General features: G+C 67.7%; 15 protein-coding genes. 6 read left to right on the top strand and 9 right to left on the bottom strand.

Translation table 11 applies throughout. The annotated features are described in order from the left end of the window. The first annotated feature begins 10 nt into the window (after positions 1-10). Positions 11-814 carry an RNA methyltransferase gene (locus ABE85_RS03415; protein ID WP_067270037.1) on the top strand — a complete coding sequence of 268 codons (804 nt, stop codon included), beginning with the start codon at positions 11-13 and terminating at the stop codon, positions 812-814. 133 nt (positions 815-947) lie between these two features. Continuing rightward, positions 948-1,715: a serine O-acetyltransferase gene (gene cysE, locus ABE85_RS03420; RefSeq protein WP_067270039.1), complete on the top strand. Its 768-nt coding sequence runs from the start codon at positions 948-950 to the stop codon at positions 1,713-1,715. A gap of 96 nt (positions 1,716-1,811) precedes the next feature. Here cysE and ABE85_RS03425 read toward each other — a convergent pair whose 3' ends face one another. From ABE85_RS03425 to yjgA, 3 genes are read right to left on the bottom strand one after another with little or no spacing between them, the layout of a single operon-like run. Beyond that, positions 1,812-2,315, bottom strand: coding sequence for a peptidylprolyl isomerase (locus ABE85_RS03425; RefSeq protein ID WP_067270040.1), 504 nt, complete (start codon positions 2,313-2,315; stop codon positions 1,812-1,814). A 21-nt stretch (positions 2,316-2,336) separates the two neighbouring features. Beyond that, entirely contained in the window at positions 2,337-2,945 is a 609-nt protein-coding gene (mog, locus tag ABE85_RS03430; RefSeq protein WP_067270041.1) for a molybdopterin adenylyltransferase, read from the bottom strand. Continuing rightward, positions 2,938-3,543 carry a ribosome biogenesis factor YjgA gene (gene yjgA, locus ABE85_RS03435; protein ID WP_067270042.1) on the bottom strand — a complete coding sequence of 202 codons (606 nt, stop codon included), beginning with the start codon at positions 3,541-3,543 and terminating at the stop codon, positions 2,938-2,940. Before yjgA ends, mog begins: the two co-directional genes overlap by 8 nt. 121 nt (positions 3,544-3,664) lie before the next feature. Between yjgA and pmbA the strand changes: the two genes are divergently transcribed. The 3 genes from pmbA (at position 3,665) to ABE85_RS03450 (ending at position 6,834) form a co-directional block, all read left to right on the top strand. Beyond that, on the top strand, positions 3,665-5,032 hold the full coding sequence (gene pmbA, locus ABE85_RS03440; protein WP_067270044.1) for a metalloprotease PmbA: 1,368 nt from the start codon (positions 3,665-3,667) through the stop codon (positions 5,030-5,032). Positions 5,033-5,202: 170 nt separating this feature from the next. Further along, positions 5,203-6,285, top strand: coding sequence for a TRAP transporter substrate-binding protein (locus ABE85_RS03445; RefSeq protein ID WP_067270047.1), 1,083 nt, complete (start codon positions 5,203-5,205; stop codon positions 6,283-6,285). Between the two features lie 162 nt (positions 6,286-6,447). Next, a complete protein-coding gene (locus ABE85_RS03450) occupies positions 6,448-6,834 on the top strand; it encodes a hypothetical protein (protein WP_067270048.1) in 387 nt (128 codons plus the stop codon). Positions 6,835-6,930: 96 nt separating this feature from the next. Here the strand turns inward: ABE85_RS03450 and ABE85_RS03455 are convergent, their stop codons facing one another. Then, a complete protein-coding gene (locus tag ABE85_RS03455; RefSeq protein WP_067270049.1) occupies positions 6,931-7,458 on the bottom strand; it encodes a hypothetical protein in 528 nt (175 codons plus the stop codon). Positions 7,459-7,905: 447 nt separating this feature from the next. On the opposite strand from ABE85_RS03455, the gene ABE85_RS26755 reads away from it, so the two are divergent. Further along, positions 7,906-8,292, top strand: coding sequence for a type II toxin-antitoxin system RelE/ParE family toxin (locus tag ABE85_RS26755; protein ID WP_157521898.1), 387 nt, complete (start codon positions 7,906-7,908; stop codon positions 8,290-8,292). A 416-nt stretch (positions 8,293-8,708) separates the two neighbouring features. Here ABE85_RS26755 and ABE85_RS03460 read toward each other — a convergent pair whose 3' ends face one another. The 5 genes from ABE85_RS03460 to ABE85_RS03480 form a co-directional block, all read right to left on the bottom strand. Beyond that, the gene (locus ABE85_RS03460; protein WP_067270051.1) at positions 8,709-9,122 is read right to left on the bottom strand and encodes a hypothetical protein; all 414 of its coding nucleotides are present in this window, start codon (positions 9,120-9,122) and stop codon (positions 8,709-8,711) included. Positions 9,123-9,237: 115 nt separating this feature from the next. Then, positions 9,238-11,235: a response regulator gene (locus tag ABE85_RS03465; RefSeq protein ID WP_067270053.1), complete on the bottom strand. Its 1,998-nt coding sequence runs from the start codon at positions 11,233-11,235 to the stop codon at positions 9,238-9,240. 4 nt (positions 11,236-11,239) lie between these two features. Then, positions 11,240-11,701: a response regulator gene (locus ABE85_RS03470; RefSeq protein ID WP_067270056.1), complete on the bottom strand. Its 462-nt coding sequence runs from the start codon at positions 11,699-11,701 to the stop codon at positions 11,240-11,242. Between the two features lie 20 nt (positions 11,702-11,721). Next, the gene (locus ABE85_RS03475) at positions 11,722-14,079 is read right to left on the bottom strand and encodes an ATP-binding protein (RefSeq protein WP_082938279.1); all 2,358 of its coding nucleotides are present in this window, start codon (positions 14,077-14,079) and stop codon (positions 11,722-11,724) included. Continuing rightward, positions 14,076-14,774, bottom strand: a complete 699-nt coding sequence (locus ABE85_RS03480) for a biliverdin-producing heme oxygenase (protein WP_067270059.1) — start codon at positions 14,772-14,774, stop codon at positions 14,076-14,078. The genes ABE85_RS03475 and ABE85_RS03480 overlap by 4 nt, the downstream gene beginning before the upstream one ends. Between the last annotated feature and the right edge of the window lie 245 nt (positions 14,775-15,019).

Consider the following 15,019-nt stretch of genomic DNA (forward strand, 5'->3'; position numbering starts at 1 on the left):
GGTTTCCCCTATGCCCCCGGCTGACTCCAGCACGACCGCCCGCCCTCCGACGTCGGATCCGACACGTTTCGTGCTGATCGAGACCAGCCACCCCGGCAACGTCGGTTCGACCGCGCGGGCGATGAAGGTGATGGGCTTCCGCGACCTGGTGCTGGTGCGGCCGCGCTTCGCCGACGTGCTGAGCCAGGAGGAGACGGTCGCGATGGCCAGCGGCGCGGCCGACATCCTGGCCCGCGCGCGCATCGTGGATCGCGTCGAGGACGCGCTCGACGGCTGCACCTTCGTCTGCGCGACGGCGATGACGCCGAGGGACTTCGGACCGCCGACGCGCGAGCCCAGATCGCTCTTCGCAGAACTGGCGAGAGGGGAGTCGACCCCCCATCAGGTGGCCTTCCTTTTCGGGTCCGAGCGCTACGGCATGAGCAACGAGGACGTCTACCGCGCGCATGCGGTGCTGTCGATCCCGACGCATCCGGAGTACGGCTCACTGAACCTCGCGCAGGCGGTGCAACTGGTGTCCTACGACTGGCGCCAGGCGCTGGGCGGCTTCGCGGTGGCGGCGCGCACCGCGGATCCGCAACTCGCGGATGCGCAGGCGGTGCAGGGACTGCTGACGCATCTGGAGAGCAGCCTCGTCCACCTCGGCTACCTGGACCCGGCTTCGCCCAAGAAGCTGATGCCGCGCTTGAACCAGCTCTTCAACCGCGCCGGGCTGACGAAGGAGGAGATCCACATCCTTCGCGGCATCGCCCGGGCGATCGAGAAGACCCACCCCGCGGCGGGCACGCCCCCCGCACTTGGGGGAGACGAGTAGGCAGGGCGTCGCCCTCGACGTGGCGCCCATGCGGCACCGCAGTAAGCCTGCGCCGGGCAAGGTCGGGACCCGCCGCTAAACTGGCCGACCCTCAGCTCCAGCCCCTCGCGGGCTGCCATCGGGTCCCCCCACCATGTTCCAGCGTCTTCGCGAAGACATCGCCTGCATCCTCGAACGCGACCCCGCCGCCCGCTCGGCCTGGGAGGTGCTGACCTGTTACCCGGGTCTGCACGCGCTGGTGATGCATCGATGTGCGCACTGGTTCTGGCTGCGTGGCTTCCGCTGGCTGGGGCGCTTCACGTCCCACATCGGACGCTTCCTGACGGGCATCGAGATCCACCCCGGCGCGACCATCGGCCGGCGGGTGTTCATCGACCACGGCATGGGCGTCGTCATCGGCGAGATGACCGAGATCGGCGACGAGGTCACCATCTACCAGGGCGTGACCCTGGGCGGCACCTCGCTGGTGAAGGGCGCCAAGCGGCACCCGACGCTGGAGCGCGGCGTCATCGTCGGTGCGAACGCCTGCATCCTCGGCGGCTTCACGGTCGGGGAGGGCGCGCGCGTCGGCTCCGGCGCGGTGGTGACCAAGCCGGTGCCGCCGGGCGCGACGGCGGTCGGCAATCCGGCGCGTGTCATCGAGGCCAAGCTCGATGCCAGACGCGAGGAAGCGGCTGCGCGCATGGGCTTCTCGGCCTATGGCGTGACGCAGGGCGACGACCCGGTGGCGCTGGCCATGAAGGGCCTGATCGACAACGCCGCGACCCAGGAGCACCAGATCGCGCTGCTGTGGCAGGCGATCGCGAAGCTGTCCGAGCAGGAGCAGACCGATTGCGTGCCGCAGGGCGCGCAGCAGGGCGAGCACTTCGATGCGGCGGAACTGTCGCGGCTGGTGAAGTGAGCCGCTGATCCACTCCGCTCCGCGCGGAAACGCAGAAGGGCGCCGATGGCGCCCTTCGTTCTTTCGAGTGCCCCATCGAGGGGGCTCGAGCAGTGATCAGTGATGGTGACCGTGGTCGCCGTGCGCGTGGCCGTGTTCGACCTCTTCCTGCGACGCGGCGCGGACGTCGGTCACCTTGACGCTGATCTTCAGGTGCTGGCCGGCCAGCGGGTGGTTGCCGTCCAGGTGCACGGTGTCGCCCTTCACCTTCACGACCGTGAAGACATGGAAGCCGTCATCGGCCACCGGCTCTTCCTCGCCGTCCTTGGCCTGGCGGATCTGGATCTGGCCGCCGACCTTCACGCCGGGCGGGAAGTCCTTCTTCGGGATGGTGATCAGCAGGCTCTCGTCGCGCTCGCCGAAGCCGGTCTCGGGCGTCAGCTCGATCGTGGTGGCGAAGCCCTTCTCCTGGCCTTCCAGCGCCGCTTCGACGGCGGGCAGCGTGTTGCCGTAGCCGCCGATCAGCAGCGCCATCGGCTCATCGGTCTTCTCGATGATCTGGCCGAGCTTGTTCGCGACCTTCAGTTCGACGGTGGCGATGGTGTCCTTGGTGATCTTCATGGTGGGTGTGCGTGGTGGAGTTCAGCCCTGGCGCGGCGGCCGTTGGGCGGTCTTGGGACGGAACGCGGCGCAGATCGCGTCGCGTGTTTCGAGGTAGGGGCCGCCGATCAGGTCGATGCAGTACGGCACGGCGGCGAAGATGCCGCTGGCGGCCTCGTGGCCGGCGAGCGTCTCGGCGATCGCCTTGGGCTGGCCGGGCAGGTTGATGATCAGCGCCTGGCCGCGGATCACCGCGACCTGCCGCGACAGGATCGCGGTCGGGACGAAGCGCAGCGAGATCTGCCGCATCTGTTCGCCGAAGCCCGGCATCACGCGGTCGGCGACGTCCATGGTCGCCTCGGGCGTGACGTCGCGGATCGCGGGGCCGGTGCCGCCGGTGGTCAGCACGAGGTCGCACCGCGTCTCGTCGACGAGCTCGCGCAAGGTCCTCGCGATGAGCTCGCGCTCATCGGGGATCAGCCGCGGCTGGAACTCGATCGGATTGATCAGCGCCGAGCGCAGCCAGTCCTGCAGCGCGGGCAGGCCCTTGTCCTCGTAGACGCCGCTGGAGGCGCGGTCGCTGATCGACACGATGCCGATGCGCACCGGTTCCGGAGGAGGCGCGGAAGACAAGGACGCGGACTCACTCATCGTCGTCCTCGGCGCCGTCCGCGTCATCGTCGGCGGACGTCTGGCCCTTGGCCGCGAGCACGTGGCTCTTCACGAGCTGGAACAGCTCGCGCCAGGCGCGGCCGTTGCGCTGCTCGGGCGCCTGGGCGCGGTCCTTGCGGGCGGCGCGGATCAGGCTGCGCAGCTGCTGCGTGTCGACCTCGTCGAAGGCGTCGAGGAAGCCCTGCAGCGCGTTGTCGTCCTCGACGAGGCGCACGCGCCAGCGCTCGGCCTGGTGCAGTTCGAGCGAGTCCTGCGCGCGGCCGAGCTTGAACTCGGCGACGGCTTCGCGGATCGGTTCGGGATCGACCTGGCGCATCAGCTTGCCGATCAGCTGCAGATGGCGCTTCTTGCCGCTGCGGGCGGTGCCGGCGACGATGCGGCGGCCTTCCTTGATCGCGTCGAGCAGCGACTCGGGCAGGTCGAGCGCGGCCACGCGCTTCTCGGGCAGCGTGAGCAGCTCCTCGCCCAGCGCCTGCAGCGCATCCATGTCGCGCTTGAGCTGGCTCTTGCTGGGGCGGTCGTCTTCGAAGTCGTCGAAGTCCGCGCGGTCGTCTTGGTCGTCGTGGTCGGCGTTCATGAGAGGGGAAAAGCGAGAAGCCCCGACCGGGAGGGCGGGGCACAGCGCCCGTATGATAGTCGCCACCCCGCCGCGGCCTCGGATTCCCCCAGGCCGCGCTGCTTTCAAAGAGACCGCATTCATGAGTCAAGCCGAGCAAGGATTCGCCTACAGCCAGGACCACTTCCGCCAGTTGATCGAGGACGTCCTGGCCGAGGCCAAACGCCAGGGCGCCACCGACGCCGGCGCGGAAGTGTCCGAGGGCAGCGGCATGTCCGTGTCGGTGCGGCGCGGCCAGCTGGAGAACGTGGAGCGCAACCGCGACAAGTCGCTGGGCATCTCGGTCTACCTGGGCCAGCGCAGAGGCAACGCGAGCACGTCGGATTTCTCGCCGCAGGCGCTGAAGGACACGGTCCGTGCGGCCTACGACATCGCCCGCTTCACGGCCGAGGATGAGTTCGCCGGCCTGCCGGACGAGCAGGACCTGTCGCTCGACGAGGCGGCGCGGCCGTCGTTGGACCTGTTCCACCCGTGGGCGGTCACCGCCGAGCAGGCCGCCGAACTGGCGCTGCGCTGCGAGGACGCGGCGCTGAAGACGGACGCGCGCATCACCAACTCGGAAGGCGCGGCGGTCTCTGCGCAGCAGTCGCACTTCTATTCGGGCAACTCGCGCGGCTTCCGCGGCGGGTATTCGAGCTCGCGGCATTCGCTGTCGGTGGCTCCGATCGCAGGACGCGGCGCCGGCATGGAGCGCGACGCCTGGTACAGCTCGATGCGCGATGCGGCCGACCTGTCCTCCGCTGAAACGATCGGCCGCTACGCCGCCGAGCGCGCGCTGGCACGGCTCAAGGGCCGCAAGGTCAAGACGGCCAGCGTGCCGGTGCTGTTCGAGGCCCCGGTCGCGGCCGGCCTGCTGGGCGCGCTCGTGCAGGCCACCAGCGGCGGCGCGCTGTATCGCCGCGCCACCTTCCTGCTGGACAGCCTGGACCAGCAGATCCTCTCGCCGCACGTCGAGGTGGTCGAGGATCCGCACATCATCAAGGGCAAGGGCAGCTCGCCCTTCGACGACGAAGGCGTGGTCACCAAGGCCCGCACCGTGGTCGACGCGGGCGTGCTGAAGGGCTACTTCCTGTCGACCTATTCGGCGCGCAAGCTGGGCCTGCGCACGACGGGCCACGCGGGCGGCTCGCACAACCTGACGATGCGCAGCAAGGCGACGGCACCCGGCGACGATCTGCCGACGATGCTGCGCCGCCTCGGCACCGGCCTGTTCGTGACCGAGCTGATGGGGCAGGGCGTCAACTACGTGACCGGCGACTACTCGCGCGGCGCGAGCGGCTACTGGGTCGAGAACGGCGTCATCGCCTTCCCGGTCAACGAGATCACGATCGCGGGCAACGTCAAGGAGATGTTCAAGCAGATCGTGGGCATCGGCGCCGACACGTACACGCTGGGCAGCAAGACGGTGGGATCCATCCTGCTGGAGAACATGAAGCTCGCAGGCGCGTGATCGCCGACTGATCCCGACCGATCTCCGATGAAGCGGCGCCTTGGGCGCCGCTTCGCTTTTGGGGAGCTCTCCGGGGTTGTCAGGTTGACGCCAGCCGTGCGGTGGTTAATCCTCTTTTCGCTCAGAGGCGCCCGTGACGGGGCGCCCATACCAACGAAAAAGGAGACTTCATGGAGCGTCGTTCGTTCGTCAAGAATGCCGGCCTGGCCGGCGTGCTGGCCGCGGGTGCGGCACCGGCCATCGTGCATGCGCAGGCCAACATCCGGTGGCGGATGGCGTCGAGCTTCCCCAAGCAGCTCGACACGATCTACGGCGGCGGCGAGGTCTTCGCCAAGAAGGTCAGCGAGCTCAGCGGCGGCAAGTTCCAGATCAGCGTGCACGCGGGCGGCGAGCTGATGCCGGCCTTCGGCGTGGTCGACGGCGTGCAGAACGCGACGGTCGAGATCGCGCACACGGTGCCGTACTACTTCTTCGGCAAGGACGAGACCTTCGCGATCGGCGCGTCCATCCCGTTCGGACTGAACTCGCGGCAGATGACGGCGTGGACGTTCCACGGCAACGGCCTGAAGCTGATGCGCGAGTTCTACCGGAACTACAACATCATCAACTTCCCCGGCGGCAACACCGGCGCGCAGATGGCGGGCTGGTACCGCAAGGAGATCAAGTCGGCGGCGGACTTCAAGGGCTTGAAGTTCCGCATCGGCGGTTTCGCGGGCCGGGTGATCGAGCGCATGGGCGGCGTGCCGCAGAACCTGCCGGGCGGCGAGCTCTATTCGGCGCTGGAGAAGGGCACGATCGACGCGGCGGAATGGGTCGGCCCGTACGACGACCTGAAGCTGGGCTTCAACAAGGTCGCGCCGTTCTACTACTACCCCGGCTGGTGGGAGGGCGGCCCGCAGGTCGACTTCTTCATCAACACCAAGGCCTATGAAGGGCTGTCGCCGGAGTACAAGGCGATCGTCGAGGCGGCGTCCGCGTACGTGCACGTGGACATGCAGGCCAAGTACGACGTGCTGAACCCGCAGGCGCTCAAGCAACTGGTCGCGGCCAAGACCAAGCTGATGCGCTTCCCGAAGGACACCATGGACCTGGCGTTCAAGGAGTCGATGGCGCTGTACGCGGAGCTGTCGGCGAAGAACCCGAACTGGAAGAAGGTCTACGAGGATTACGCCAACTTCCGGCGTGACCAAAACCTGTGGTTCCGCTTCGCGGAAGCGGGCTTCGACGACTACATGCAGTCGCAGCGGTTCTGATCGAGACCGACATCCGCACTGACATCTGCACCAGGTTCCGCTGACCGCGGGCCGCGCTTCGACAGGGGCGCGGCCCGTTCCGCTTGTGAGGTGACTGTGGGCCGAGGACCGGGTTCACGAGGTCACAATCGGTCCTCGATCAAACGGCATCAGGATGAGTTCATGAATCAGGAAACGCAGTCGCTCGAAGCGCTCCTCAAGGCCCTTCGCGTGCTGCTCACGGTGCTGCTGACGCTGGTCGTCATCGCCGTCATCTGCTTCCGGCTCTTCGCCTACACGTTCACGTATGCGTCGCCGCCGTTCTGGGCGCTTGTGCCGGCGGGCGTGCTCGCGGGGCTGCTGGTCATGATGCTTGTGCCGCAACGGATGCGCCGTGTCGGCGCGGTGCTGCTGCTGGTGCTGTATGCGCTCAGCATCGTCTTCTTCGGCTGGCGCCACGTGATGGAGCTGTACGCATCGGACGGCCCCTACGCCTTCGATCTCTTCGAGGCGGTGTTGATCGTCCTGCTGGCCGTGCCGAGCCTGGTGCGGCCGAGATCCACCTTCTGAGTCCTAACGGTCACCGCGCAGTCGATACCGGCCGCCGATGTTTGAGATCGCAATCTGCGATCTCAAACGCGGTCGAGCGGCGGCCAGGGTTCGCTCTCAGTGCTCGGGTCCTTCCATGGTGAGGATCTGGAAGAAGTGCTCCTCATGGATGGCCACTTCCAGGACGGTCAGGAGCGTCGACATCTCGTGGACCATGTCCGCGGTCATCGCGTTGAGGTGACCGGCTTCGGAGTTGGCGGCACCGAGCGGAACCTGCGTCGCCTTGTTGAGCGCCGACATCTGGATCAGACGCTCGCGCAGGCTGATCAGCGCGGAGCGCGTCGTCATGCGACGGTTCGCGAGGAAGCAGCGGGCGCCGACGCGATCGGGGCGTTGCACTTCGTGTGCACCATCGACCGACGCGTGGTCGGAGATGAGTTCCAGGATCACGTCGAACTCGTTTTCCAGCGGACGGCGATCGAGGATCGGCGTGCGCTCGGGCCAGAACGGCGCGACGCGGATGCCATCGCCCGGAGGGTCCGACGGCGGCAGCTCGCACGCCTTCTCAACGGCGCGCCAGGCGATCTCGCGGGACAGTAGATGGCCCGTGGTCGCGATTTGCTCATGAGTCACTTCAACAGACATGACGTCTTCCTTTCGGAGGGCAGAGGGATCCACCGGGACGGCTCATGTCCATGTGCCATCGGGGTGGGCGAGATGTCGAAAACACGGCATGAGACACGTGCGGCCGCCCTCACGGAACGACCCATCTCGCCCTCGGAATCGAGCCCGAGAAGGAATGAGTTGACCGCTTATCGGAGCGGCCGCCCGTCTCATGCAAAGGTGTTTTCGAGCACCTGGGACGTAGTCTCTGCCTCCGCCAGAAAAAGCGCGATCCGCTAAATCAGTACTCGTCGAGCCAAACACTACTGGTTCCAGTAGGTGCGCAGACTGGAACCGGTCGAGGCGCTCAACGCGTTCGCCGTATGTGCGTCGCCACCCCCATCAGTAGGCCGTCTTCAGAACGAATCGTTCGCATGCAAGACCCGGCACTGACCTTCATCGCAGTGATGCGCGGAGGTCGATGTGGCGGTGTATGTCTCACGCAAATTCCACCGCTGGATGCGGGAGTGCGGTGTGGTGGACGGAGATCTTTGCCGTTCAGTCTTGGAGATGACTCAGGGTCTTGTGGATGCGGACCTTGGAGGAGGGTTGCTGAAAAAGCGGATTGCCCGAAACGGTCAAGGAAAGCGTGGCGGTTTTCGGACGATCGTGACCAAACCGAAATTGGAGGCCTGTCTCTTCGTTTACGGTTTCGCTAAGGGTGATCTGGGGAACATCAGCGCGGCAAGGGAGCTGCACTGCCGAGACATCGCGAGGAAGTTCCTTTCATTGCCCCTCGATCAACGTAAGAAGGAGATCGAGGAGGGCGCATTTTTTGAGGTGAATTGCAATGCACAAGTCCGTATCCCCGTTTGATCGAATGCTGCTGGAGAGCTACTTCAGTCTCAAGCGCGCTGGCGTAGTGAGCGGCGCGAAATACATGGCGGTGCAGGCGCTGTGTCGGCCCACGTTGCAACCGCGGCGGCCGGCCGAGCCCTTCCGTCCGCATAAGCGGCGAGCACTCAGTGCGGCCGGTCCCCGTCGTTGATCAGCGACCCGGTTTTGATTGGAGCGCGATGCACAAGTCCCTATCCCCATTTGATCGAATGCTTCTGCAAACTTACTTTGATCTCAAGCGCGCTGGCTTGGTCAGCGGTGCGAAGTACATGGCAGTTCAGTCGGTGTGCCGACCCACGATGCAGCCGCGTCAACCCGCAGAACCGTTTCGTCCTCGCAAACGCCGAGCGCTCAGTGCCGGCGGTCCCCGACGTTGATACGCGACACGGAACCGCTCATTCGCATCGTCCCGTCTGCCAGTTCGGCGAACTCTCCGGAATGGGCTTGATCCGTCGTTCAGCGCCAGCGCCAACGATGCAGAACTTCGCGTAGTAGCCTCGTGTGGGATCGGAGCGGTCCGAGGGCTTCACGTTGAGCGACACGTAGTAGGCCCTGCCATCTCGCAGCTCGCTCAGCGGTTCCGAAGTACCGCCTTCCGGAACCTCGCCGTATGCAAGGCAGGTAAACGTCGAGACAGGCAATCCACCCACCGCGCGGAAATGCATCGACCACATCTTGCGGTTGGATTGCTCCGCGTCATCGGCGACCGAGATCGCCTGAAGGCGCGCGGCGGGGTCGCGCTTCGCATCCTTGGCCGGCACGGCGAAACAGGGCCGGCCGTTCTCCGGCTTCACCTCTGCCGTACCCATGGCCGATGTGGCCCAGCAGGGGATCGACAGGCAGATCAGCGCACTGACACCAATAGTCTTATGGAAGGTTGCTGCAGCTCGCGAGCCTCTTGAGAAATTCACCGAGCGCTGACCCTCAATCTCCACCCGCCTTGCGCCCCAACGCGACTTGGATCGCCCGCGTGAGTGCCGCCAATTCGATCGGCTTCGCGACATAGCCCTGGAACCCGGCGGAAAGCCCTTCCTGCCGATCCGCCACCATCGCGAACGCCGTCAGCGCCACTGCCGGCAATTGCTCCGGACTGCCTCCCGGCAGCTGCCGCACCGCGCGGATCAGCGAGCGCCCGTCCATCTCCGGCATCCCGATGTCGGACACCAGCAGGTCGTAGTGCTCCTCGCCTTCCTCGAGCCGCGACAGCACCTCCGCCGCGCTCGTCGCCACGCTGACCTTCGCGCCCAGGCGGCTCAGCGCCACCTGGCCGACCTCGCGCGCGTCCTCCTCGTCGTCGACGAGCAGTACCCGCACGCCCGACAGCGTGTCTTCCGACAACTCAACCGGCTCCGCGCACGGCGGCGGCGCCAGCGCCTGGTCCTTCAGCATCGGCAGGCGCAGCGCGAAGACCGAACCGCCGCCCGGGCCCGGACTGTCCGCGCTGATCTGGCCTTGATGCAGCTGCGCGATCGCGCGCGCGATCGCCAGGCCCAGGCCGAGGCCGCCGACCTTGCGGGTCTTCGAGCCGTCCTCCTGACGGAGCCGGTCGAAGACGAAGGGCAGGAAGTCCGGCGAGATGCCGCGCCCCGTGTCCCGCACGCGCAGCAGCGCGCAGCCGTCTTCGTCGACATCGACGTGCACATCGACGCTGCCGCCGCTTTCCGTGAACTTGATGGCGTTGCCGATCAGGTTCGTGAGCACCTGCGACAGGCGCTGCGCGTCACCCGAGATCCACACCGCGTCCGCCGCATGGCAGTTCAACGCGACGCCCTTGCCCTGCGCCTCGTGCAGCGCGCCCAGCACCGAGTCCGAGGCCAGCGCCGCCAGGTCCATCGGCGTCGTCTGCAGCATCAGCTTGCCGGCCGCGACCGCGCTCATGTCGAGCAGGTCGTTGATCATCCGCGCCTGCAGCTGCGCATTGCGACGGATCACCGTCGACGCCTTGCCCAGCAGCGGATGCGCATCCGAGAAGTTGGTCAGGATGTCCGCCCAGCCCGTGATCGCGCTCAGCGGCGAACGCAGCTCGTGCGACAGCACCGCGAGGAACTGGTCCTTGAGCTCGTTGGCGCGCTCGGCCTCTTCCTTGCCCTGGCGCAGCGCCTGCTGCGCCTCGTAGGCCGGCGTCGAGTCCTTGATGATCTTGGAGAAGCCCGTCGTCGCCCCCGCCGCGCTGAACAGCGGCGTCACCACGCCCTCGGCGCGCAGCCGCGTGCCGTCCTGGCGCATCAGCCAGCGGTCGTCGCGCGCCGCGCCCTGCGTCAGCGCCAGCGCCAGCTCGTTCTCCAGCACGCCCGCCGCGCGGTCCTCCGGCGTCAGCAGGATCTCCGCCGACAGGCCGCGCACGGCGTCCAGCGCATGGCCGAAGATCGTGCCCGCCGCGCGATTCCAGTCGCGGATCCGGCCCTCGGTGTCCAGCAGGATCACCGCGTGGTCCTGCAGCGAATCGACCACCCGCGCGTACAGCGCGTCGGCCTCGCGCAACTGCGCCTCGACCTGGATCTGCGCCTCGCGCTGGCGCACCTCGCGCAGCGCGCGGTCGATCGCGACCGGCAGCCGCGTCAGCCGGCCCTTCATCACGTAGTCGGTGGCGCCGCGCTTGAGCAGCTCCACCGTGTTCTCCTCGCCGATCACGCCCGACACGAAGATGAACGGCGTCCCCGGCACCAGCCGCTGCGCCAGCGTCAGCGCCTCCGCGCCGGTGAAACCCGGCAGCTGGTAATCCGACAGAATCAGGTCGAAGCGCTGCGTCTCCAGCGCGCCCAGCAACTGGGCCTCGTCCTTCACCCAGGTCACCCGCGCGCGCGGATGCGTCGTCTCCAGCGACGCGAGCAGCAGTTCGGCGTCGAAGGTCGAATCCTCCAGCAGCAGGATCTCCAGCGGCGGTGAGCCCGCTTCGCTGGGTGGCAGCGACGATTCAGTCATCGGTTCATTCGTAGCGGCGCGTCGTGGCGCGCAGAGAACCCGGCGGCGGTTCGTTCAGCACGGCCCAGAAAACGCCGAGATCCGCGATCGCCCCGACGAACTGCTTGAACTCCACCGGCTTGACGACATACGCGTTCACGCCCAGTTCATAGCTGTGCACCACGTCCGATTCCGTCTGCGACGAGGTCAGCATCACCACCGGGATGCTCTTCAGATGCGCCGTGGCGCGCACCGTCTTCAGCACCTCCAGGCCGTTCACCTTCGGCAGCTTCAGGTCCAGCAGGATCACCGCCGGATTGCCTTCGGCGCGATCCGCATGGGCGCCTTCGCGGTTCAGGTAATCCAGCGCCTCGGCGCCGTCGCGCACGATGATCACTTCATTGGCGAGCTGGCTGCGTTCCAGGGCGACCAGCGTCAGTTCGAGATCGCGGGCGTCGTCTTCAACAAGCAGGATGGGCTTGAGCATGGCGTTCGGGGGTCAGGAGGTCAGAGAAGGGTGTGGCCCGCACCGGCCGATCGCTCGAAGGCGGTCAGGGTGGCATCGCCAGGTGGGAAAGCCCCGTTGCCGGGGGAGGGTTCGATGGCCAGGGACTCCGCCATCTCGCGGGTGGGCACGGTGAACCGGAAACGCGCGCCGCGGTCGGCCTCGCCCCAGGCCTCGACCTGGCCGCCGTGCCGCTCGACGATGCGTCGCACGCTCGCCAGACCGATGCCGGTGCCTTCGAAGGCCTCGGTCTGATGCAGCCGCTGGAACACGCCGAACAGCTTGCCGACGTACTTCATCTGGAAGCCCACGCCGTTGTCCGAGATGCTCAGACCGACGCCTTCCTCGGTGTCGATGCCGGTGATCTCGATGCGCGCGGGATCGCGCGGCCGCGTGTACTTCACGGCGTTGGACACGAGGTTGCGGATGGCCACCTGCAGCAGGATGGGATCGCCCCACAGCCGCGGCAGCGGGCGTTGCACGATCCACTCGATGCGGCGGTCCTTGTTCAGCGTGTTCTGTTCCGCGATCAGGTCGTCGATCAGGTGGCCGGTGTTGATCGAGCCGTGCTTGATCGCCGAGCGTCCCATGCGCGAGAAGTCCAGCAGCGCATCCACCAGCTGACCGGCGTGCGCGGAGGCTTCCTTCACATGCGCCAGGTAGCGGCGCGAGCGCTCGGACAGGAGGCTGCCTTCCATCTCCAGCACCAGATCGACGAAGCCCGCGATGTGGCGCATCGGCGCGCGCAGGTCGTGCGACACGGTGTACGAGAAGGCTTCCAGCTCCTTGTTGACGCGGCCCAGCTCCATGGCGACTTCGGCCATTTCCTCGGCGCGCCGCAACACGATGCCGATCAAGGCTTGCCGCAGCTCCTGCACCGCGTGGACCTCGCCCTGGGTCCAGGGCAGGGACCGTCCGCTGAGCTGCTGCTTCCAGCTCGCGAAACTGCGCCGCGGATGCAGGCGCGAGTCCTGGCCCGTGGCCGATTCCTTGCGCGGATCGCCGGCCCAGACGATGGTCTGGACGATCTCGGGACGGAACCAGACGATGTGGTGGCGATGCAGCTTGGAGATGGAGATCGCCAGCAGCCCCGCCGTCGGTCCCAGCGCCTGTTCCGGCGACGCGTCCGGCAACTCGCTCAGCGACGAGGCTTCGACCGGCAGCCGGTCGCTGTGCCAGACCTGGTCGATGCGGTTGCCCAGCCACTGGCCCAGGGCCAGCAGCGTCGCCTGGTCCGGCGTCTCGCCGACCGCCCAGCAGCTGTCGTTGAGGATCACCGCCGCGCCGGTCGCGCGCGCCAGACGCAGCAGCGGGCCGGGCTCCTCGATCAGGCGCTGCAGCGTCGCGTCGCTGTCCGACAGGTGCGACACGATCGCCAGCGTCAGCTGGCGCAGCCGGAGCTGCTCGGTGACCTGCTCGTTCTCTTCCTTGGCCTCGATCTGCAGCGACAGCAGCTGCCCCAGATGCTCGCAGGCCATGCGCGTCTGCCAGGACAGCTGGCGCGGGTCGTGGTCGTGGCAGGACACCAGTCCCCACAGCTTCCCGCCCACGATGATGGACACCGACATCGAGGCCAGCGTCCGCATGTTGCGCATGTATTCGAGGTGCACCGGCGACACGCTGCGCAGCGCGGCCTGCGACAGGTCCAGCGCCGTGCCGTCGCGCCCGTCGACGAAGCGCACCGGCACCGGCTCGTAGTGCGCGTCGGCGATCAGCCGGATGTGATTGATGCGGTAGAGCTCGCGCGCCTGCGGCGGGATGTCCGAGCCCGGGAAGCGGTGGCCGGCGTAGGCGTCGTAGCCCGGATCGATCGCTTCGGCGAGCACCTCGCCGTGGCCTTCCGCGTCGAAGCGGTAGGCCAGGCAGCGACCGAAGCCGGTCAGCCGCTTCATCTCCGCGACCACGACCCGGCACAGCTCGGTCACCGCGGCGGTGCGCTGCATCATCGGCACCAGGTGGCGCGCCAGGCTGTAGATCGGCGCGCGGTTGCCGGCGTCCTCGGTGTCGGCTTCGAGTTCGAGGTAGGCGAGCTCACCGATGCGGTGACCCGACACGTGCAGCCGGCGCTCGCCGATCGTCAGCGTGCCGCAGGAGACGGGGCCTTCTCCGTCCACCAGACCCGGGCGCGCACCGCGGATCGCGTCCAGCGCACCCTCGATGCGGGCGGGCAGGGCGTCCGGCGCCGACGACAGCAGCGTCGCCCAGTTCTCGCTGAATGCGACCAGGCTGCCGCTGCGCCAGTCCACCGCGGCCAGCCAGCCGTGCGGCTGGATCGCGCCGGGCACGCGGATCGGCTCGCTCGCGCATTGCGCGATCTGCAGGTCGGTCGGGGAGGCGGCCAGCGCGACGGTGTGCATCATGACCTCGGCGAGGCTGAGGATGCGGCGGAAGGGCCGGTCGCAAGAGGCGCGCCGGACGAAGCCGTCGGGGTGTCCGTGGCATCGAGCGGCCCGAAGGTCGCGATCAGCGCGCGGAAGGTGTCCACCGCGGCGCGGCAGGCGGTGGCGCGCTGGTCCTCGTAGTGACCGGCTTCGGATTGGGCGAGCTGGCGGAACTCACGCCACATCGCGCCGGTCCGCGCGCCGAAGCCGTGGAAGTAGGCCGTGCCGTGCTCCGGGGTCAGGCCGTGCGCGGCGAGCAGTTTCGGCGTCAGGACCTGGCCGCCGAGCGCGGAGCCCTCGATGACGTACATCGATCCGATCGCCGCCGCCGGCGACTCCAGCCACAGGCCGTGCTGCGCGGCGAGGGCCGAGGCGCGTATCGCCTCGTCCGCATCGTCTACGGGCAGCTCGAGCGCGGCCAGGTCGCGCGCGGCGAAGGGGGAGCGCACCCGGGCGTCGAACCAGGGGCGCAGTCGCTCGGGCAAGACCAGGCGCACACGCGGTTCCCAGAGCTGCAGGAACTCGTGGAAGCCGCGCAGGATCAAGCCGTAGCGCACGAGCGGCATCGGCGCCTCCAGCCGGAGCAGCGCCTCGATGTCGTCATGCAGCGGCCCGGTGCTGCGGCGCAGGCGGGGGAGCAGGTCGGTGTCGATCGTGGCGTCGGTCGTCGTCATGAAGCTCGGCAAACAGGGCGGAGGCGCATCGCGGATCCGGAAGTGGCGGCCTTGCCGCAACTCCGGTCCGTGAAGGCGCGGATTATGTGCACGCAGGCGTAGGGCAAACATGGGGCCCGCCCCCTACGGACGGGGGGTCTGACGCCGCTGCGCGATACCGGCAAGAATGTCGGACCGTCCTTCCGAGGGAAGGCGATGAGGGCGGCACGCCGTTTGCCGAGTGTTCCCGAATCGACTAATCGCAC

The organism is Mitsuaria sp. 7, from assembly GCF_001653795.1.
Classification (GTDB): domain Bacteria; phylum Pseudomonadota; class Gammaproteobacteria; order Burkholderiales; family Burkholderiaceae_C; genus Roseateles.